We start from the raw sequence: 15,793 nt of genomic DNA on the forward strand, positions 1-15,793 counted from the left end.
GATGGAGCCGAACCTTACGCCTCGTCGAAGACGGTATCGCCAGCAACGACATGCTCCTCGACAGCGTCGAGGTCGAGTGTGAGTCCGAGCCCCGGCTCTTCCGGAATCTCGATATAGCCGTCCTCGATGACGGTCTCCTCGACCAGATCCTCCCACCAGCCGAGTTCGTAGGAGTGGTACTCGACAGCCAGCGAGTTCGGGACCGCGGCCCCGACGTGGGCGCTCGCCATCGTCGCAATCGGCGAGGAGACGTTGTGCATCGCCACCGGGATGTAGTACTGGTTCGCCACGTCGGCGACCTTCCGCGTCTCGCGCATGCCACCGACCTTCGGCATGTCCGGCGCGATCATGTCGACAGCCTGGTTCTCGATCAGCCGCCGCTCCTCAGTGACGCGATAGCGGTTCTCGCCGACGGTGATCGGCGTGGTCGTGGACTTGGTGACTTCCTCCTGCACTTCGAGGTTCTCCGGCGGAACGGGGTCTTCCAGCCACCAGACATCGTACTCCTCGATAGCCTCTGCGAGACGTTTCCCGGAGCTACCCGAGAACGTCCAGTGACAGTCGAAGGCCACGTCAGCCTCGTCTTTGACCTCTTCGGTGACTTTCTCGACGATCTCGGCTTTGTGCCGGATTTCACCCGGGCGAAGGTGTCGGTTCGCGCGGTCTTTCTCCAAGCCGCTTGGCACGTCGAGGTCGAACTTGAGGGCGTCGTAGCCCAGTTCGTCGACGACGCGGCGCGCCTCGTCGGCGCAGGCCTCGGGGTCGGCCTCCTCTTCGGTGTGACAGTCGCAATACACGCGCATCTCGTCGCGGTATTTGCCACCCAGGAGCTGGTAGGCCGGCACTTCGAGAATCTTGCCCGCGAGGTCATGTAGTGCGACCTCGATACCCGCGATGGCTGTCACAGTGACACCCTCGACGCTCCCCTCGCCGCTCATCTTCTGGATGAGATGCTCGTAGAGGCGGTCGATGTCCAGCGGGTTCTCGCCGACGACAAACGGCTTCATCCGCTCGATGAGTTCCGGGACGCCGGCGCCCCAGTAGGCCTCGCCCGTGCCGACGATGCCTGCGTCAGTGTAGATTCGAACGAGCGTCCACGGGAAGTTCCCGTCGACCATCGTCGTCTGAACGTCGGTGATCTCCACGTCGCGGCCACCACCGCGCTTGGCGGTGACACCCATTGTCTCCGCAGAGAGCTCCCGCATCGTGTACTCTGCGTTCGGGTCGTGCAGGTCAGCGTAGTCTACGTCGTTTGCCTTTCCCATACCCCCGCTTGCTAGTGGCGTCACAAAAGTGTAGAGGAAATCGGTCTCGGTCCGACATAATCGACTGTGTCCGATACCTGTGGGGAGCCCACGGCGTCCGGCGGGCCGCTACATTCCGCCGGTGTCCTGTGCGACAATCAGGTCAAAGGGTGTGTCGGCCGGTTCGTCGTCCGGCGTGAGATAGCCCGCCGCAAAGGCGGTGTACCCCGTTTCGCCAGCCAGGTTAAGATCGTACTCCGCGACCACGTCCCCATCGTTATCAGGTGTCGCTCCGCGGACCTGTATCGTATACTCACCCGCTGGCACCTCGACGCTGTCGAATTCCCGGAAGTCGGCAGCATCGAACAGCACGTCCCCGTTCGACGCGAGGGTCACGTCGACTTGTGGGGCATCGGGCGAGAGGTGGACCAGTCGGAGGCGGGCTGTCCCGTCGCCGGGCGCGGTAGTGTTGTCGGCGAGCACGAGCGGCTGGAAGGGGTCACCGGTATCGCCGCCGATTTCGCCGGCCGCAGCGACGGTGTACGCCTGCCCGCCCTCGACGGTCACGTCACCCTCAAACACCGACGTGTCCGGGTCGCCAGCAGCAGTGATCTCGACCGTTCGCGCGCCAGCGGGGACCTCAAGATAGTCGCTGACAGCGCCGAAGGGCACGTCTTCGAGTACTGCCGACCCGTCGACGTACACATCTACGTTCGGGGCGTTCGGCGACATGTGTGCCACCCGGACGCTCGCTGGCTCGGACTCGGTTTCAGTCTGCGTAGCGCTGTCACCAGTGTCCTGTGTCACGAGCAGATCGAAGGGCGTGTCCGCCGGGTCGTCGTCCGGCGTGAGATAGCCCGCCGCGAAGGCTGTGTACACTTCGCCACCGGACAGGCTCACGTCGAACTCCGCGGCGACGTCGCCGTCGTTGCTCTCCGTGTCACCACGTACCTGTAGCGTGTAGTCGCCCGAAGGCACTTCGACGTAGCCGGAGCCGCCGTACTCGACACCGTCGTACAGCGCGTCCCCGTTCGACGCGAGGGTCACGTCGACGGCCGGCGCGTCCGGCGAGGCGTGGACCAGACGGACACGTGCGGTGTCACCGCCGGGGTCGCTGTTGTCGTCTTCCAGCACGAGCGGTTCGAACGCCTGGTCAGCGTTGTCGCCGATTTCACCGACTGCGGCGATAGTGTACTCCGTGTCCGCATCCACCGGAACCGGCCCCGAAAACACCGACGTATCCGGATCGCCAGCGGCGGTTATCTCGACTGCCCGCTCTCCCGCGGGCACGTCGAGGTACTGACTCACCGCACCGAAGGGAACGTCTTCGAGAACTACATCGCCCTCGACGTAGACATCCACATTCGGGGCGTTCGGCGACATGTGCGCCACTCGGACCGCCGCGGTCCCCGGATCGGTTTCCGCTTCGGTCTGAGTCTCTGTTTCGGCCTCCATTGGCGTGTCCATGCCGCCTTCCGTCTCGGTGTCGGGCCCTTCGGCACCGCCGTCACCGTCGCCGCTACAGCCAGCGATGCCGACTGTCACACCGGTTCCGATACCGAGCAAAATCCGTCGTCGGGTCGTGTCTGATGACATCCATCATCTGCTGGGATTGTCAGCTAAATAGTACATTTCGTGACTCGGGCGTGACTCTCTCTCAATTCTCTCTCAAATCCGGCTAGAGAGTTCTAACCTACCGTTTAATCGAGTTCCCCGAAACTGTTTTATCGAACATTCCCGGACGTTTGCAACATGGACAACAGGTTTCTCGCGCTGGGTGCGGCGGCGATTCTCAGACCCGGGCTAAACCGAGGTGTTTTGCACCCTCAATACCTCCCACTCGGTCGTGGGACGCAATCTCCGGGCGTGTTCGGTCGGTCGTTCCCCATGTCGGTGGATTCTTGCCACCCCGTCCGGAAATGGAACCAGAATGGAGACGGTCCTCTGGCAAACGCTTGCAGGTACCCGCGGAGGACCCAACCGTGCCCGCGTACTTCGCGCGCTAGCCGACCAGCCGCGAAACGCCAACCAGCTCGCTGATGACCTTGACCTCGCATACAACACAGTCCGGTACCATCTCGATATCCTCGAAGACAACGGAGTCATCACCAGCAGCGATGCCGACTACGGCGTTATCTATCTCCCCAGCGAGCGCGCGAGAACCCACTGGGACACGGTCGAACAAATCCTCACACAGGTGGACGATTGACATGAGCACGACACCACATCGCCGACAGTTGGAGACTGGCCAACGACAGGAGCCCAGAGCATGAGTCTCGTACTGAACGGGGCTCGTATCGCCGCCGCAGTCAACATCCTGTTGCTGGGCATCCTCATCAGCATCTGGGTGCAGACGTACCGGGAAATCCATGCCCCGCTGACGCTTGGCTCAATCGTGTTCGCGTCGTTCCTACTGGCGGAAAACGCCGTTGCCCTGTACTTCTATTTCACCGCTCCGGCGATGCCCGCGGTTGCCGTTCAGGTGATGATGGTGCTCCAGATGCTCGAAACGATTGGTATCGGCGTGCTGACGTACTTCACATGGAAGTGACGCGTGGCAGCTTTCATCGATTGCCTGTTTGAACGACTCTATGGCCTGTTTCGCTTCGTGAAAAGTGGGACCGCCGAGTGCCGCGGTTCGTCTCTAGAATCGTTCATCCGTGGGTTGCCGTGGTTGTGACTCATGGGTACTCTGTGAACTGCGGTTAGTCGATGTAGCTACGGCGCGATTCCATCCGCTTCAGCAGGTCCGGCTGGTCGTAGTGCGTGCGAATGACCTCCGGGGTCGCGTTCACACGCTCGGCCAGCACCTCCGGGGGCCAACCTTCGTCACGGTGATGCGTGATCGAGCCAGTCCGAATCCGGTGTGGAGATCGGGCCGACGGGCAACGCGATTCGTAGCCGTGTTCCAGCGCCTCGCAGGTGTCCGTATCGCGGTCGTGTGGACACGTCTCGAAACGGCACGGCTGGGTGATGATATTGAACCGCGAACGAATCGCACCCTTCGACATCCGACCGGTCCCGCGCTTGCTGGAGAACAGCGGCTTGCGCCCGTGTTCGTCCTCGACCTCGACGCGCGTCACCTCGATGTAGTCTTCGAGCAGCTGCCCGATCTCTTCCGACAGGCCGACCGGTCGCTCACCATCCTCCTGATTCTTCAGCGGCGTATCCGTCTCAGGCCGGTGGCAGAAGTAGACGAACGGAACGTCGAACTGTCCGAGTTCCTCGTCGGAGAGTCCGTCCCGGTGGGCCAGTCGGTCGAGATCGTCGTCGGTCAGGTAGCAGTCGTCCAGGTCGAGCGCACGAAGCGCACCGAGTCGAGCACCAGTATGCCACGCCAGCGCGAACAGCATGTGGTCGCGGCTGGCGTAGTCGAACTGTTCCAGTTTGTGCAGAATCCTCTCGGCACGGTTCGCCGTCAGTTTCTCCTCGTTCGCTCGTTCTGCCTTCGAGAGGGTCGGCACGTCGACTTTCGCGGGCAGTACCGGCGGGACTGCTTCTACGTCGACGCAGAAGTCCAGAAACAGTTTGATCGTCCCGAGTTGCGTGTTCAGGGCGTTCTTCGTTAGCCCGTCAGCACGCCGGTCGGAGTCGTACCGGAACACGTCGCGCCCGGTCAGGTCGTTCAGGTTGTCGATGCCCTCTTCGTCGAGCCAGTCGACGAACTGCCGAACGCGGTAGTAGTAGCTCTGGACCGTCTCGTCGGCTTTCTCGGCTTTCTGCCGGTCTATCCACATCTCCAGTGCTTGCCGGGGGGCAAGCGGTTGGAGATCGTCACTCATCGGTGTCCCTCTCGGACGGGGCATCCGGTTCTGTTTCGAGGGCGGACGAGCGAATCCGATTTCAAATTTGACGGGGCAGTCATCCACTCCAGACTGCTGATTGCACGTATAAACCGGACCGTCTCGGTTGGGTGAAAGTGGAACCGTGGGGCTAGGCCCACTGATTACTGCGTTTATCCGGCTTTCTGAATCCACTCTTGAGAAACTAACACGACTGCCGGACAACCTCCGGCGGGGTCGAGCGAGGGGTTTAATCCTCGCGGTTGTGTCTGCTAACATGCTTCCGTGGGTAGGTCACGGAAGCCACAGCGGGCCGGTGTTCCAGCACCGGGTCCGCGTTTTCCGAACTGTTCCAGCAGTCCGGGTGACCTCCGTAGCGAATAATCATACTGACCTCTATTAATAGTTTCCAAAGATGTAAGAAGGGGTATACGTACAACGGTTCTGGTGGGATTTTATAAGCAAAACACTCGATTGAATGTGGTAATGGCTGGACGGAAACCAGACGTAACTGACGAGGAGATCGTCAGGGTCCTACGCGATACGTCCGAACACGTTTTATCGACTATCGAGGTCTCGGAGCAGCTGCCGATCAAAGACAAGGCCACGATACGGCGACTCAAAGAACTCCACGAAGAGGGCCGCATCAACGGCAAGCAAGCCGGTCGTAGCTGGGTCTGGTGGGTCAACGACGAATAGTACGCTCTCCCATCGGGGACTCGGTCGCCGTCAGCACGTCGGGGACTCGTTTGACGGTCGCTCCTGATATTTTAACAAAATAGTCCTTAGTTTACAAAATCAAGCAATTCTTGAGCAATTTCGATACAGAATTTCGCGTCATTTACAGCACGAGATGCATCATCAGTATTAAATACCATTTCTGGACGCACATCGAGTTGCGGTGCCCCATATTTAGCTAATTCATAGAATTCTGCCCAGAATTGTGTTATGAATATGACTCTTGGTATATCATCTTTACGTGGGAAATCTTCAGGAATCTCGGAATAGAACCCCTGGGTACGTCCATCGTCAAAAGAAAGACCATGTGAAAAGGGATGATCCTTTTCAGCTAACTTGAACATCGCTTTAACAGCTAATTCTATGCAGAGCTGACAGTCAATGATTACATTCTGTATGTGAGTGCCAATCAACTCCTCATCAATATCTCGAATCCATTCAATATCCTCTTTAGGTGTATCTTCACCTGCTAATGCCTCTATGATTTCTTCGTCATCTAGCCCGCTCGATGCTTGAACCATAACTTCCGAAACGTTTTCTTCATCTTCACCGAATTCGTACTGTGCCTTGAACTTAAGTCCAGATCTTGCTACACGTTCGTAAATTGACTCTAATCGTCTATTAGCTTCCGTAATCTGCTCTTCAGCGTACTGACGTTCATTTTCTGTAGGATTCATACTTTTATGATATAATAGATTACATATTAAAGTATCTTTAGATCCAGCAGAGGCTCTGATAAGGACATCTTTTAACCAATACGTAATTCAACACACTAAGACCAAACATCGACGATTGGTGGGTCTTTCTCTCGATCAACTACGGGCATATCATCACAGTCGTCAGTGTAGTCCTCTACGGTTTCGAGGTCGTCGTGGCCATTGCCCAGCTCTTCCCTGGGAAGATCCCAGTACGCATACGCGCCGATGTAATCCACGATACACCTGAACGTAGCCTCTTCAGGCAACGTTGAACGCACCTGCGGCTGTTCCACGTCGGAACTCGCCCGCTCTACGGCGGCGTCGAGATCGTCGAGGTCGTCCCACTGCCGACGCGCGAGGTCGTCGCGTATCTCGCTCTCGCTCGCGGCTTGCACTGAGTCGAGCGAACACCAGCGCACAGCTTCACGAACGTCCGGGTCCTGCAGGTGGTCGTTCGGGTCGATTCCTTCCGTAATCGACTGAGAGCAAGACCAGAACCGGCGGTTCGTCGCCCAGTACAGTGCGAGCTTCCAAGTGGCCGCTTTGTCTGCGTACGTCTCTCGGTCGTCGTCGCCCTGCTCGAAGGATTCCGTCGCGTCGAGCAGCGAGCCGAACGTCGCACTCAGGTACTTTCCGAGATACGCGCCAGCGGTTGACTCCATTTCATGGCCGTCGTCGCCGAACTCGATCAACTCGTGCGAACGGGTCCGTTCTCGAACCCACTCTTCGCCGTGATCGTGGTCGCCGAACCTGTACCAGTCGACGAAGCCCTCGTCGCTCTGGAACTCTGGTTCCAGCTCGTCGAGGTCGTCGCGGTACGTCAGCGGGTACACGTCGACGATCTCGCCTTGGCCGTAGTCGGCCCATTTCTCGGCTACTTCCGGCTTGTCGCACAGCCACGGCAATCCGTCTTGCTGGCGGGTCGGAACGTCGAAAAACAGCACATGCAGGTGCGGGTATCCTTTCTCGGTGAACTCCAGCGCCTTGATGTAGTCCGGTCGGTCACGCGGTCGCCCAGTCACGTCGTCGTCGAGGTCGTGCCTCCAACCGGGAACACTCGGGTTGCGGGTATCGGCTTTCGTCGACGGGTCCGAGTCGAAATACGACAACAGCCGGTTGAAATTCTCGTTTATCGAATCTATCCCGTCGAGCAGCGAATCTTGGCGCTTCGGGTCGGTCGTCAACGTCACCAGCACAGCGTTCTCAGCGTTCTCGTAACCGTATTCCAGCGCGTCATTGAACCGGGCAAACTGCTTGGAGACGCGGCCTTGGTCGTTGAATCGGGTCTTGTAGTCCTTCGTCATCCGCTGTGTGGATTCGCCGCCGCGCCGGTCGACGAAGTGGACATCGAACAGCAGTTTGTAATCCTTGATGCGGTTCAGGTAGGATGTAAAACCGTCTTTCAGTAGCTCCCGCAGGTCATCACCCACAGAATCGACACGAGAGAGGTAATTACGCAGGAACTCACGATCATACGTCAGGCCCTCTGTCTGGGTTGTTTGAGTAATGCCTTCTGTAATCAAGTCAAGAAGCCGCAGTGTCGGGGTCACGAAAAGAACGCCTGACGACCGAGATTTCCGCACGTACGGGTCGTCATCGGCTACAAGGTCGTCGACGAAGCGGTATGCAAACTGGTAGTCCGGATCCGAACCGTCGACGCGCTCGCACGTCTCAGGTGACACTCCCTTCACTGCGTACGAAACGACGTGCGACAGCGGCGTACCCTCCGGATGCGCCGCAACGAACTTCGCAATGCGTACGCGGTCTTCGTCGCGTTCGGTCAGTGTTCCGTCGAGCAACTGGCCGTGGCCGAGGAGATCACGCTCTTCCAGAAGGTCCGCTAAGACGGGAGTGTTACATCTATCAGCGAGGTCGAGGCCGCCCAGGTGTCCCGGCGGCTCCACGCGGCTCGTCATGCGTGGGACCCCGCGCAGGCAGGAACAGCATTGGTCGGACAGATGAACGCGGTAACGATTCCCCTCACCCGCCGGGTTCGGGGGAAACGCTCAGGCTTCCGGGTCGACCCGTGAAGGGTCGCTTCCGGCTGGTCGAGCAGGTGCGGGCCGCGATTGGCGCTCGCGGCCCGGTCCGGGCTGCTCGCTCCGCTGCGCTGCCGGGCGTGCCAGCTCTCCCGCGCCCTCGCTTTCGGTGGGCTGTGGGGGCTGGCAGAGACGCGCGGCTGAGAGGTCGAGTCAACCCCCGCAAGGGGGGTTTCCTCTCCCGGAACGCGAACCTGTGGGGTCGAGCCGCCGACACACTGGGTTGGTCGGACGGTGGGTCGGCTACCTACGGCGGGTACTCCCCTGTCCTCTCCTCGGCACATCGTCGGACAGAGGAGTTACCGATCAAGCGCCGGATCGTCGACGCTGTGTCGGTCGAGTGTCGGAACTGCGTAGCAGTGGCGACACTCTCTCGCCCGGGCGTAGTCCGAGTCGATCTTGTTGATGCAGTTGTCTTGGCAGATGCAGCACCGATAGGCCGTGTACTGCGACCAGTCGGTACTCTCGCCATCCGCGACGTGTGGGAGGTCCGGCCTGTGTTCCTCTGGCAGGTTCTCAGGAGTTGAGCCACGTCTTGCTGGACTTGGACCAGAGTTCGGTATCTCGCTCTCGTCGCTTTCCTCAGCGGGATCTACGTGGCGCTCAGCGTCACTCATCGGAACCACCTCGCGCGAGTTCGTCGTCGACCTCTTGGACTGCACGGCGCACCTCTGCATCAGTCGCGCCATCCTCGACGAGTCGGCTTGCAGGGACGAACGCACAGGGTGGATACGGCCACTGCTGACGACGCCGAATTTCGATCAGAAGCCGTAGCTTCTTGACAGAATTCTTATGTTTCTCGGCGGTATTTAAAGAACGACTAAATTTCAGCCGGATACGGGAAGGAAGTTGACCGCTCGCACACCTAAGCGTACAGGTGTCGGCATCTGGTAAAAGCTTGAGTGGGACCGCCGAGCACAATGCCGCGCTGTCGGGCGATTTCCATGTCTTTCTACCCGTTATACTCACTTTACCTATCATAATTTTAACTACTATCTGAATTGTCGAGCTTATCCAGATGTTCGCGCCGTGAAGCACCGCGAATAAGCTGTTCTGGCTGGTCGTAGACGCCCTCAATCAACTCCTCGCTCGTGTTTGCCTTCTGGGCAAGATCTGGAGTCGGCCAGCCCTGATCACGATGATGCGTGATCGCACCAGTGCGAATCTTATGTGGGCTCCGCGAGCTCGGACACTTCGACCCCTGACCATGCTCGCGAGCCTCACACTCCTCCGGGTCTCGGTCATGAGGGCACCGACCGCCAAACTCACACGGCTGGGTCAGGACATACACCCAATTCCGCATCGCGGACTTCGACAGTCTGCCCGACCCCTTCTTCGAACTGAACAACGGCTCACGGCCGTACTCATCCACAATATCCGAACGGTTGACACGGAGATACCCGCGGACAACATCAGCCACCCAATCGGCGATATTGATGACACGCTCACCACCAGTCTTGTTCTTCAGCGGCGTTTCAGACTCCGAGCGATGCCGGGGATACAAAAAAGGTAGCGACGCCTCGTCGAGGATGCTCTCGACAACATGAGGAGCGAAGCCCTCGCCTTCGAGTTCTGCACGCAGGCGTTGCCTGTCCCCATCATCGAGATAAACATCACACAGATCCAGTGACCGGAGCGTGCCGATTCGGGCGGTCGTCCGCCACAGCAAGAGCATCAGAACATGCTCCCGCGAGGCGTATCTGAACTGATCCAGTTCGTCTAAAATCCCCTGAGCGCGGTCGGTGATGAGTTTCGCCGTGTTTACCCGGTCTTCCTTGGAGAGGTCTGGTACCTCCCACGCCCGAAACACATCTTCCGACACCGCGTTCAGATCCCGGCAGTACTCAAACCACAGCCGGAGCGTCCCGAACTGGTTATTCAGTGTGTTCCGCTGCAGGTCCGAATTCCAACGACAGGCTTCGAACTCCTTTATATCGCGCGTCGTTAGATCACTCAGGTCATCGATACCAGCCTCATCGCAGTACTCCAAGAACGGCTGAACGCGATAACGATACGACTGGGCCGTTGAATCGGCCATCTCCTGCTGCTGCATCCAAAGGTCAAACGCCTCGCGGGGCTCGACCGATTCGAGATCGTCTGAAGCGCCGACCATATCGCGAAGTTCGTCCAGCAGCTCGTCGGCGTCGGGTTCGTCGCTCACGCACCGACACCTTCCGCTACTCGACGGTCGAAACAACCAACTACGTGCTCTGTGAGGGCCTTCATGGGTCTTGTATGGTGACAGCGAGCGCGGCCAGGGTACCAATCTGAACACGCGCTCGCTGTCGAGAGACCCCTCGGGAATCGAACCCGAGTTCCACCAGTGAGTCTGAACCGCCGAGTCGCTACTGTCCGCTGTCAGGCCTTCTCCGGATCGTACCGCACCGAATCCGAGCCATCGCCACCACGATGCGACCGCGCCTCTCGGACCTCCGCGCCGTCGCGGACCCGATCCTCGCAGAACGGGCAGACGCGGGGCTGGTCGACGCCGTCGGGCGTGAACACCCGCGCGTACTGCTCGGTCACTGTCTCTCCGCATCCTTGGCACGTCGGCATCTCAGTCGTCACTCCCGTAGCGACGCCGCAAACGGTCGAGTTCATCCATCAGTTCTGCTGTTTCCGAGAGCGAGAGCCCGGACACCTCCGCCAACAGCCGCTCGGCTGGGTCGCGCTTCGTCCGGCCGTCCTTCAGCTGGTCCACGGCATCGAACAGCGCCTCGATATCTCGCTTCGCCACGCCCGAGTTGCGTCGGTAAATGAGATCCCGTGCGTCGTCGTCCGAAAGTCCAGTCTGTCGGAGCCGTTCGAGGTCTGCAGTCAGCTTAGAGACTGTCTCGGCAGCCTCGGCCAGCGACTCCAGCCGAGCGACGAACTTGTCGGCGTCCAGCATCGTCAGATTCTCCAAGACGATCTCGTCGGGGCGGTCATCGGTATCCTCGACGAAGAGCCGATCAAGTGGCGTTTGATCTTGCCCGCCGTCAGTGACCAGCTCCTCGCTGTCGTCGCGCTGGTCATCCGCCGGATCGTAGACGGTTACCACCCGGTCCATATCCGGCGCTCGGAACAGTTGATTCGTCCCGTCGTCCGCGTAGTAGTGGCTGAACTCGGCATCGCAGTCGGGACAGAGCGCAAGCTCTCGGTTCTGGTACTCCAAGTCACCGCCACAGTCGGGGCAGGTGACAAACGAGCCGTCAGCATAGTGCTCGGTCTCGGCGGCCGTCGGCGTGCCACCGTCGGTGACAATCTTCGCGAAGCGGTCCGAACAGCATCGAAGCGCCGGCCCACGGTTTCGATACCGCGCGCCACAGACACAGTAGTGCCAGCGGTTGTCGTCGCGGCTGCGAAGCCGGGCGACCACCGCCCGCCAGGACTCACCGTCGCCCTTCGGGACGCCGATGTCTTCGATGTCGTACGGTCCAATGCTCTCGGTACGCTCGTCGCTGTCGGAGGTGTCACTCATGCTTGCTCCAGAACGCGGTCAGTCGGCAGCGCGGCCGCGCTGTGGCCGCAGGGGTCGATGGTCGTCCGGTCGTCCGCGGCCAGCCCATCGACGGGGGTGCCACAGAACGGACAGGTAATATTTACTTTCCAGTTGGTAGCCTGTTCATAACCGCCTGAATCGTGCGGGAGGCTTTTGTCGCCCCCGTGTGATGTGTTTATCACGGTTGGTTGGCCAACCGACGCGACGCCCGTGCTGGTGACACGGCGTCGCACTCCGTTTTCCAGAGTGCTACAACCCTGATGGAGCGTCGCGTCGACTGTAATGTCCAAATGATTTCCCATATCCATTAGTCTTTGGGGTAATGATTGTACAGTATGTCTAGATTTATGGACAATTTGGACAATTCCGAAGAGGGTTTTAGATGGCTCTTCGGGGATAGTCCTATGTCCCGGCACCGAGCGAATTGGATGACAGGAAGCGATGATGCCATCCTGGAATTTTTGAAAGACACCGGTGCCGGTCACAATTACCAAGGTATCGTGAACAATTTCGAGGATAGAGGAGTCAAAATATCGTATAAAACTATCACTCGGAGATTGCCAAAGCTCAAAGAGGCAGATCTCGTTCGAATTCTTCCTGGGAAGGGGAAGTATTACGCCATCACCGAGCGCGGCGAAGCATATCTCGAAGGGGAAGCCGACCTTCGCGACGAACCGGACCCAAGCTAATAAGTAGACTTTATCAAACAGGCCACTCGACCGCCGCATGGGAGTTCGGTCGGTATTGTCACCCCCAAACCCCACCGCGACCGAACCCCTCTCTGTCAATCCCCATCCATTTTGCGCTGGCTGAACGCTTATATCGCTGATACAGCAAATACGATTATAATGGCCAGTTCGAAGCGTGACGGAGACACTCACGAGGCCCTGCCGGACTTCATGCAGTAACCACGGTGAATCGCCCGCGCTGTGCGGATAACCCCACCGGCGATACTGTTTTCTGTGGTGTGAACGAACGTTTACACACATGGGGACGAAGCACGTCCGCCTCGACGAGGACGTATACGAGGCGATTCGCGCACGGAAGCACGAGGACGAGACCTTCTCGGAGGCCGTCGAGCGGCTCATCGGTGGGCCGTCGCTGCTGGACCTCGCCGGCATTCTCTCCGACGACGAGGCCGACGCGTTCCGTGAGGCGGTCGACGACGTGGATGCCGCCGACGAAGAGGACCTCGACGACCTCGTCGACCGCTTCGAGGGCGCATGATCCTCGACACGTCGTTTCTGATCGACCTGATGAACGGCCAGTCCGATGCCGTCACGCAGGCCGGGCAACTCGACGCGATGCCCGTCGTCGAGCGCATCCCGGCACAGGTCGTCTACGAGCTGTACGTCGGCGTCGGCTACACCGAGACACCCGACGCGGAGGTCGAGAAGATTCAGTCGATTCTCGATACGCGCCCCATCGAAGAGACGACGCCGGAGATCGCACGGCTCGCCGGCCGCATCAACGGCAGTCTGAAACGCGAGGGCGAACAGGTCTCGACCGGCGATATGCTGATCGGCGCGACCGCGCGCCACTTCGGCGAGCCCGTCGTGACCGGGAATCCGGCCGACTTCGAGCCAATTCCCGATATCGACATCGAACGCTACTGAGACGCGTTCTCGGAGGACCTGTCTATCATCACGCACTCCAGCGAGAGAGGCATCGGCCGCTCCGCGTAGTGTCTTCGTTCGCCTCACAGAAATCCCTCCAGCGAGAGCGTCGTGGTGCCGCGGAGATACCGACGATAGTCGGACCGGTCCCACCCCAGCGGACGAAGCACACTCTCACCGGCCCGAAGCGCCAGCGTCCGATAGAACTCCGTATCGTATTCGCCCAGTGACTCGTGGGCTAACTGAACTCGCTCTTTCGACCGGCGGCTGTCGTCGACAACGAGATACTCGACATCCTGGCCCGGATGCCGCGGGAGTCCCTGGTCCCGCGCTCGCTGGAGAGCGGCGACCGTTTGTGTTCGCTGGTCATAGGCCTCGACTGTCTTGGAGACGCGCTTTCGAATCAGCAGGTTTCGCGGGTCAACGTTCCCCGATTCGAGCGTCTGGATGTCGCGATACAGCCGCTCACAGATCGCCTCCGGCGACTGCTCACGGTCGAGTGTCCAGATGAGGTCGCGCTGGAGTGCTTCGACGAACGGCGGCGTACTCCGCTGGACCGCCTCGATCCCTTTCGTGACCAGTTCGTCCGCACCGGCCACGCGACCGAAGTACTTCGTGAGCGCCCCCGCCTCGGAATCACTGAGTGGGACGAAACAGATCCAGTCGTATCGGTCCTCCAGTTCCAGCGGGATGGATTCGCGCTCGGAAATACGGTCACACAGCTCCGGAATCGGTGTCTGGCTCTCCCCCGCGACGGGTTGCACCCAGAGACTGTCGACGATGCCGTGAACGACCCGCCAGCCGCCCGCTTCGAGTGTCTCTTTCGCATCCAGTAGAATCTCACGGGCGTAGGCGTTGATGGCCTCGTGACACTCGATGCGGCCGAATTTGGCGTTCCGATACCCCTGATACCCGAAGCAACTGACCAGAATCCACTTCAGTGCATCCGACCGCGCCTTGAGAGTCTGTCGCCGGTCAGAATCGCTCGTCGACGCTATCTCTGCCTTGATGTCGGCGCGGTCGTCGATAATCGGGCGGAGAACATCCGGGATGAACCCATCTCGGTCACAAATACTGTACCCGATACCGGGCACATCCTCGGTGTCGTGGCAGTCACAGCAGACCGTCTCCGGGCTGATGTTGTACTCGCACATGATGTTCGGATACAGCGACCCGAAGTCGATCTGGACGACGTCCTCGTGTATCCCAACGTCCGGTGCGAAGGTGAACCCGCCACGGTCGGCCTCGTGAAGCGTCGCGACCGTCTTGAACTGCTCCGGCTCCCACTTGTTCCACGGAATCAACACGTCGCGTTCGAGCGCTTTGCGGACCTGAATCGCCGTCAGTATCGTCCCAATCGACCCCCAGGCGGTCTCCTGAAGTGGCCGCCAGGACCGTGCTACGAGGTCGAGCAGGCCCGGGATGCCCGACTCGTCCAACAGAAACGAGTTCGACTCGTCGACAACGGCCCGTCCCGGCACGCGGAAGCGAGCTGGGGAGTGACCGATCTGCCCGTAGCTCTCGTATGTACTGGCTCCGGCAAGCTTCTCGTAGCCATCCGCACGACCCAATCGGAAGTCGTCGATGTCCTGTTCGCTGGCCTGCTCGTGACAGAAGGGAATGATGCGGGCCGTCGAACAGCACAACACGTCGGGGTCTACGGTCCGAACCCGCTCGTCGAGCGCCCTGAGAACCCCAGCCGGGCTGTCGCCGAGTCGCTCCCCGTCGACGGTCAGTGCGGTCACGTCTCTGTCGCGGAGCGTGGGCTCCGGAATGCCGAGGTTCAGCACGCGAAGGTCCCGCTCCGGAACCGGCGAAGTCCCCGTCTCGACGCAGTACCGGAACTGCGGTGCGAGGTCGACGTTGAACAGCCGGAACGCGCCGGGATGAAACTCCTCGATTTCGTACAACCGCCGGATTTCGTCTGCCAGCGTTCGAACCTCTGTCACCCGCTCAAGACCGACACGGAGGACGGTCGACGTCGTGTCTGAACCCAGCGAAGTGAACCACTCGTCGTATCGCGTGCTGGTGACCTTCGGGTCCGATTGAAGCCGGTCCCGCAGCCCGTCCAGACCTTCGCCGGAGACCATCAGCGCGGGCTCGTAGTCCGTGTTACGCCGACGCTCGACGCCATCGCTGGTGACGTGCCACTCCCGAACACCCTCCTCTCGAAACTCGCAGGTAAGCAGCGGCAT

General features: G+C 59.9%; 16 protein-coding genes and 1 pseudogene. 6 read left to right on the forward strand and 11 right to left on the reverse strand.

What is annotated here, in order from left to right:
• Positions 1 to 14 precede the first annotated feature (14 nt).
• Together AMS69_RS10000 and AMS69_RS10005 are read right to left on the reverse strand one after the other, a co-directional pair.
• Positions 15 to 1,265 (reverse strand): mandelate racemase/muconate lactonizing enzyme family protein, encoded by a 1,251-nt coding sequence (locus AMS69_RS10000; RefSeq protein WP_053967946.1) that lies wholly within the window; start codon positions 1,263 to 1,265, stop codon positions 15 to 17.
• A 108-nt stretch (positions 1,266 to 1,373) separates the two neighbouring features.
• Positions 1,374 to 2,840 (reverse strand): DUF4397 domain-containing protein, encoded by a 1,467-nt coding sequence (locus tag AMS69_RS10005; RefSeq protein ID WP_053967947.1) that lies wholly within the window; start codon positions 2,838 to 2,840, stop codon positions 1,374 to 1,376.
• A 334-nt stretch (positions 2,841 to 3,174) separates the two neighbouring features.
• Here AMS69_RS10005 and AMS69_RS10010 point away from each other — a divergent pair, with 334 nt between their 5' ends.
• A complete protein-coding gene (locus tag AMS69_RS10010; protein WP_053967948.1) occupies positions 3,175 to 3,453 on the forward strand; it encodes an ArsR/SmtB family transcription factor in 279 nt (92 codons plus the stop codon).
• A 60-nt stretch (positions 3,454 to 3,513) separates the two neighbouring features.
• Positions 3,514 to 3,795: a hypothetical protein gene (locus AMS69_RS10015; protein WP_053967949.1), complete on the forward strand. Its 282-nt coding sequence runs from the start codon at positions 3,514 to 3,516 to the stop codon at positions 3,793 to 3,795.
• Between the two features lie 154 nt (positions 3,796 to 3,949).
• On the opposite strand, the gene AMS69_RS10020 is transcribed toward AMS69_RS10015, so the two are convergent.
• Positions 3,950 to 5,026 carry a tyrosine-type recombinase/integrase gene (locus tag AMS69_RS10020; RefSeq protein WP_053967950.1) on the reverse strand — a complete coding sequence of 359 codons (1,077 nt, stop codon included), beginning with the start codon at positions 5,024 to 5,026 and terminating at the stop codon, positions 3,950 to 3,952.
• 486 nt (positions 5,027 to 5,512) lie between these two features.
• On the opposite strand from AMS69_RS10020, the gene AMS69_RS10025 reads away from it, so the two are divergent.
• Entirely contained in the window at positions 5,513 to 5,725 is a 213-nt protein-coding gene (locus AMS69_RS10025; RefSeq protein ID WP_053967951.1) for a hypothetical protein, read from the forward strand.
• 86 nt (positions 5,726 to 5,811) lie between these two features.
• Here AMS69_RS10025 and AMS69_RS10030 read toward each other — a convergent pair whose 3' ends face one another.
• From AMS69_RS10030 to AMS69_RS10060, 7 genes and pseudogenes are all read right to left on the reverse strand, one after another.
• Complete coding sequence (locus AMS69_RS10030) at positions 5,812 to 6,441, reverse strand: HEPN domain-containing protein (RefSeq protein ID WP_053967952.1); 630 nt, start codon at positions 6,439 to 6,441, stop codon at positions 5,812 to 5,814.
• Positions 6,442 to 6,536: 95 nt separating this feature from the next.
• Entirely contained in the window at positions 6,537 to 8,378 is a 1,842-nt protein-coding gene (locus AMS69_RS10035) for a hypothetical protein (protein ID WP_053967953.1), read from the reverse strand.
• 422 nt (positions 8,379 to 8,800) lie between these two features.
• Positions 8,801 to 9,118, reverse strand: coding sequence for a hypothetical protein (locus AMS69_RS10040; RefSeq protein ID WP_155119950.1), 318 nt, complete (start codon positions 9,116 to 9,118; stop codon positions 8,801 to 8,803).
• A gap of 368 nt (positions 9,119 to 9,486) precedes the next feature.
• A complete protein-coding gene (locus AMS69_RS10045) occupies positions 9,487 to 10,662 on the reverse strand; it encodes a tyrosine-type recombinase/integrase (protein ID WP_238378378.1) in 1,176 nt (391 codons plus the stop codon).
• A gap of 245 nt (positions 10,663 to 10,907) precedes the next feature.
• A pseudogene (locus AMS69_RS10050) lies at positions 10,908 to 11,057 on the reverse strand (DUF7563 family protein); the annotation flags it as partial.
• A gap of 1 nt (position 11,058) precedes the next feature.
• Positions 11,059 to 11,961, reverse strand: a complete 903-nt coding sequence (locus tag AMS69_RS10055; protein ID WP_053967956.1) for a hypothetical protein — start codon at positions 11,959 to 11,961, stop codon at positions 11,059 to 11,061.
• The gene (locus AMS69_RS10060; RefSeq protein WP_155119951.1) at positions 11,958 to 12,284 is read right to left on the reverse strand and encodes a hypothetical protein; all 327 of its coding nucleotides are present in this window, start codon (positions 12,282 to 12,284) and stop codon (positions 11,958 to 11,960) included. The genes AMS69_RS10055 and AMS69_RS10060 overlap by 4 nt, the downstream gene beginning before the upstream one ends.
• Before the next feature lie 126 nt (positions 12,285 to 12,410).
• On the opposite strand from AMS69_RS10060, the gene AMS69_RS10065 reads away from it, so the two are divergent.
• The 3 genes from AMS69_RS10065 (at position 12,411) to AMS69_RS10075 (ending at position 13,598) form a co-directional block, all read left to right on the forward strand.
• On the forward strand, positions 12,411 to 12,671 hold the full coding sequence (locus tag AMS69_RS10065; protein WP_053968347.1) for a phage repressor protein: 261 nt from the start codon (positions 12,411 to 12,413) through the stop codon (positions 12,669 to 12,671).
• Positions 12,672 to 12,969: 298 nt separating this feature from the next.
• A complete protein-coding gene (locus AMS69_RS10070) occupies positions 12,970 to 13,209 on the forward strand; it encodes an antitoxin VapB family protein (protein WP_053967958.1) in 240 nt (79 codons plus the stop codon).
• Positions 13,206 to 13,598, forward strand: a complete 393-nt coding sequence (locus tag AMS69_RS10075) for a type II toxin-antitoxin system VapC family toxin (protein ID WP_053967959.1) — start codon at positions 13,206 to 13,208, stop codon at positions 13,596 to 13,598. Before AMS69_RS10070 ends, AMS69_RS10075 begins: the two co-directional genes overlap by 4 nt.
• Before the next feature lie 83 nt (positions 13,599 to 13,681).
• Here AMS69_RS10075 and AMS69_RS10080 read toward each other — a convergent pair whose 3' ends face one another.
• Entirely contained in the window at positions 13,682 to 15,793 is a 2,112-nt protein-coding gene (locus AMS69_RS10080) for a type B DNA-directed DNA polymerase (protein WP_053967960.1), read from the reverse strand.

Origin of the sequence: Haloarcula rubripromontorii (assembly GCF_001280425.1) — an archaeon.
GTDB classification, from domain to species: Archaea; Halobacteriota; Halobacteria; order Halobacteriales; family Haloarculaceae; genus Haloarcula; species Haloarcula rubripromontorii.

What these genes read in the sequence shown, in the direction of transcription:
- AMS69_RS10080 (WP_053967960.1), bottom strand. Translation starts at nt 15,793, where the DNA reads ATGCCGCTGCTTACCTGCGAGTTTCGAGAGGAGGGTGTTCGGGAGTGG.
- AMS69_RS10065 (WP_053968347.1), top strand. Translation starts at nt 12,411, where the DNA reads ATGACAGGAAGCGATGATGCCATCCTGGAATTTTTGAAAGACACCGGT.
- AMS69_RS10035 (WP_053967953.1), bottom strand. Translation starts at nt 8,378, where the DNA reads ATGACGAGCCGCGTGGAGCCGCCGGGACACCTGGGCGGCCTCGACCTC.
- AMS69_RS10010 (WP_053967948.1), top strand. Translation starts at nt 3,175, where the DNA reads ATGGAGACGGTCCTCTGGCAAACGCTTGCAGGTACCCGCGGAGGACCC.
- AMS69_RS10060 (WP_155119951.1), bottom strand. Translation starts at nt 12,284, where the DNA reads ATGGGAAATCATTTGGACATTACAGTCGACGCGACGCTCCATCAGGGT.
- AMS69_RS10020 (WP_053967950.1), bottom strand. Translation starts at nt 5,026, where the DNA reads ATGAGTGACGATCTCCAACCGCTTGCCCCCCGGCAAGCACTGGAGATG.
- AMS69_RS10000 (WP_053967946.1), bottom strand. Translation starts at nt 1,265, where the DNA reads ATGGGAAAGGCAAACGACGTAGACTACGCTGACCTGCACGACCCGAAC.
- AMS69_RS10075 (WP_053967959.1), top strand. Translation starts at nt 13,206, where the DNA reads ATGATCCTCGACACGTCGTTTCTGATCGACCTGATGAACGGCCAGTCC.
- AMS69_RS10015 (WP_053967949.1), top strand. Translation starts at nt 3,514, where the DNA reads ATGAGTCTCGTACTGAACGGGGCTCGTATCGCCGCCGCAGTCAACATC.
- AMS69_RS10070 (WP_053967958.1), top strand. Translation starts at nt 12,970, where the DNA reads ATGGGGACGAAGCACGTCCGCCTCGACGAGGACGTATACGAGGCGATT.
- AMS69_RS10040 (WP_155119950.1), bottom strand. Translation starts at nt 9,118, where the DNA reads ATGAGTGACGCTGAGCGCCACGTAGATCCCGCTGAGGAAAGCGACGAG.
- AMS69_RS10055 (WP_053967956.1), bottom strand. Translation starts at nt 11,961, where the DNA reads ATGAGTGACACCTCCGACAGCGACGAGCGTACCGAGAGCATTGGACCG.
- AMS69_RS10005 (WP_053967947.1), bottom strand. Translation starts at nt 2,840, where the DNA reads ATGTCATCAGACACGACCCGACGACGGATTTTGCTCGGTATCGGAACC.
- AMS69_RS10025 (WP_053967951.1), top strand. Translation starts at nt 5,513, where the DNA reads ATGGCTGGACGGAAACCAGACGTAACTGACGAGGAGATCGTCAGGGTC.
- AMS69_RS10030 (WP_053967952.1), bottom strand. Translation starts at nt 6,441, where the DNA reads ATGAATCCTACAGAAAATGAACGTCAGTACGCTGAAGAGCAGATTACG.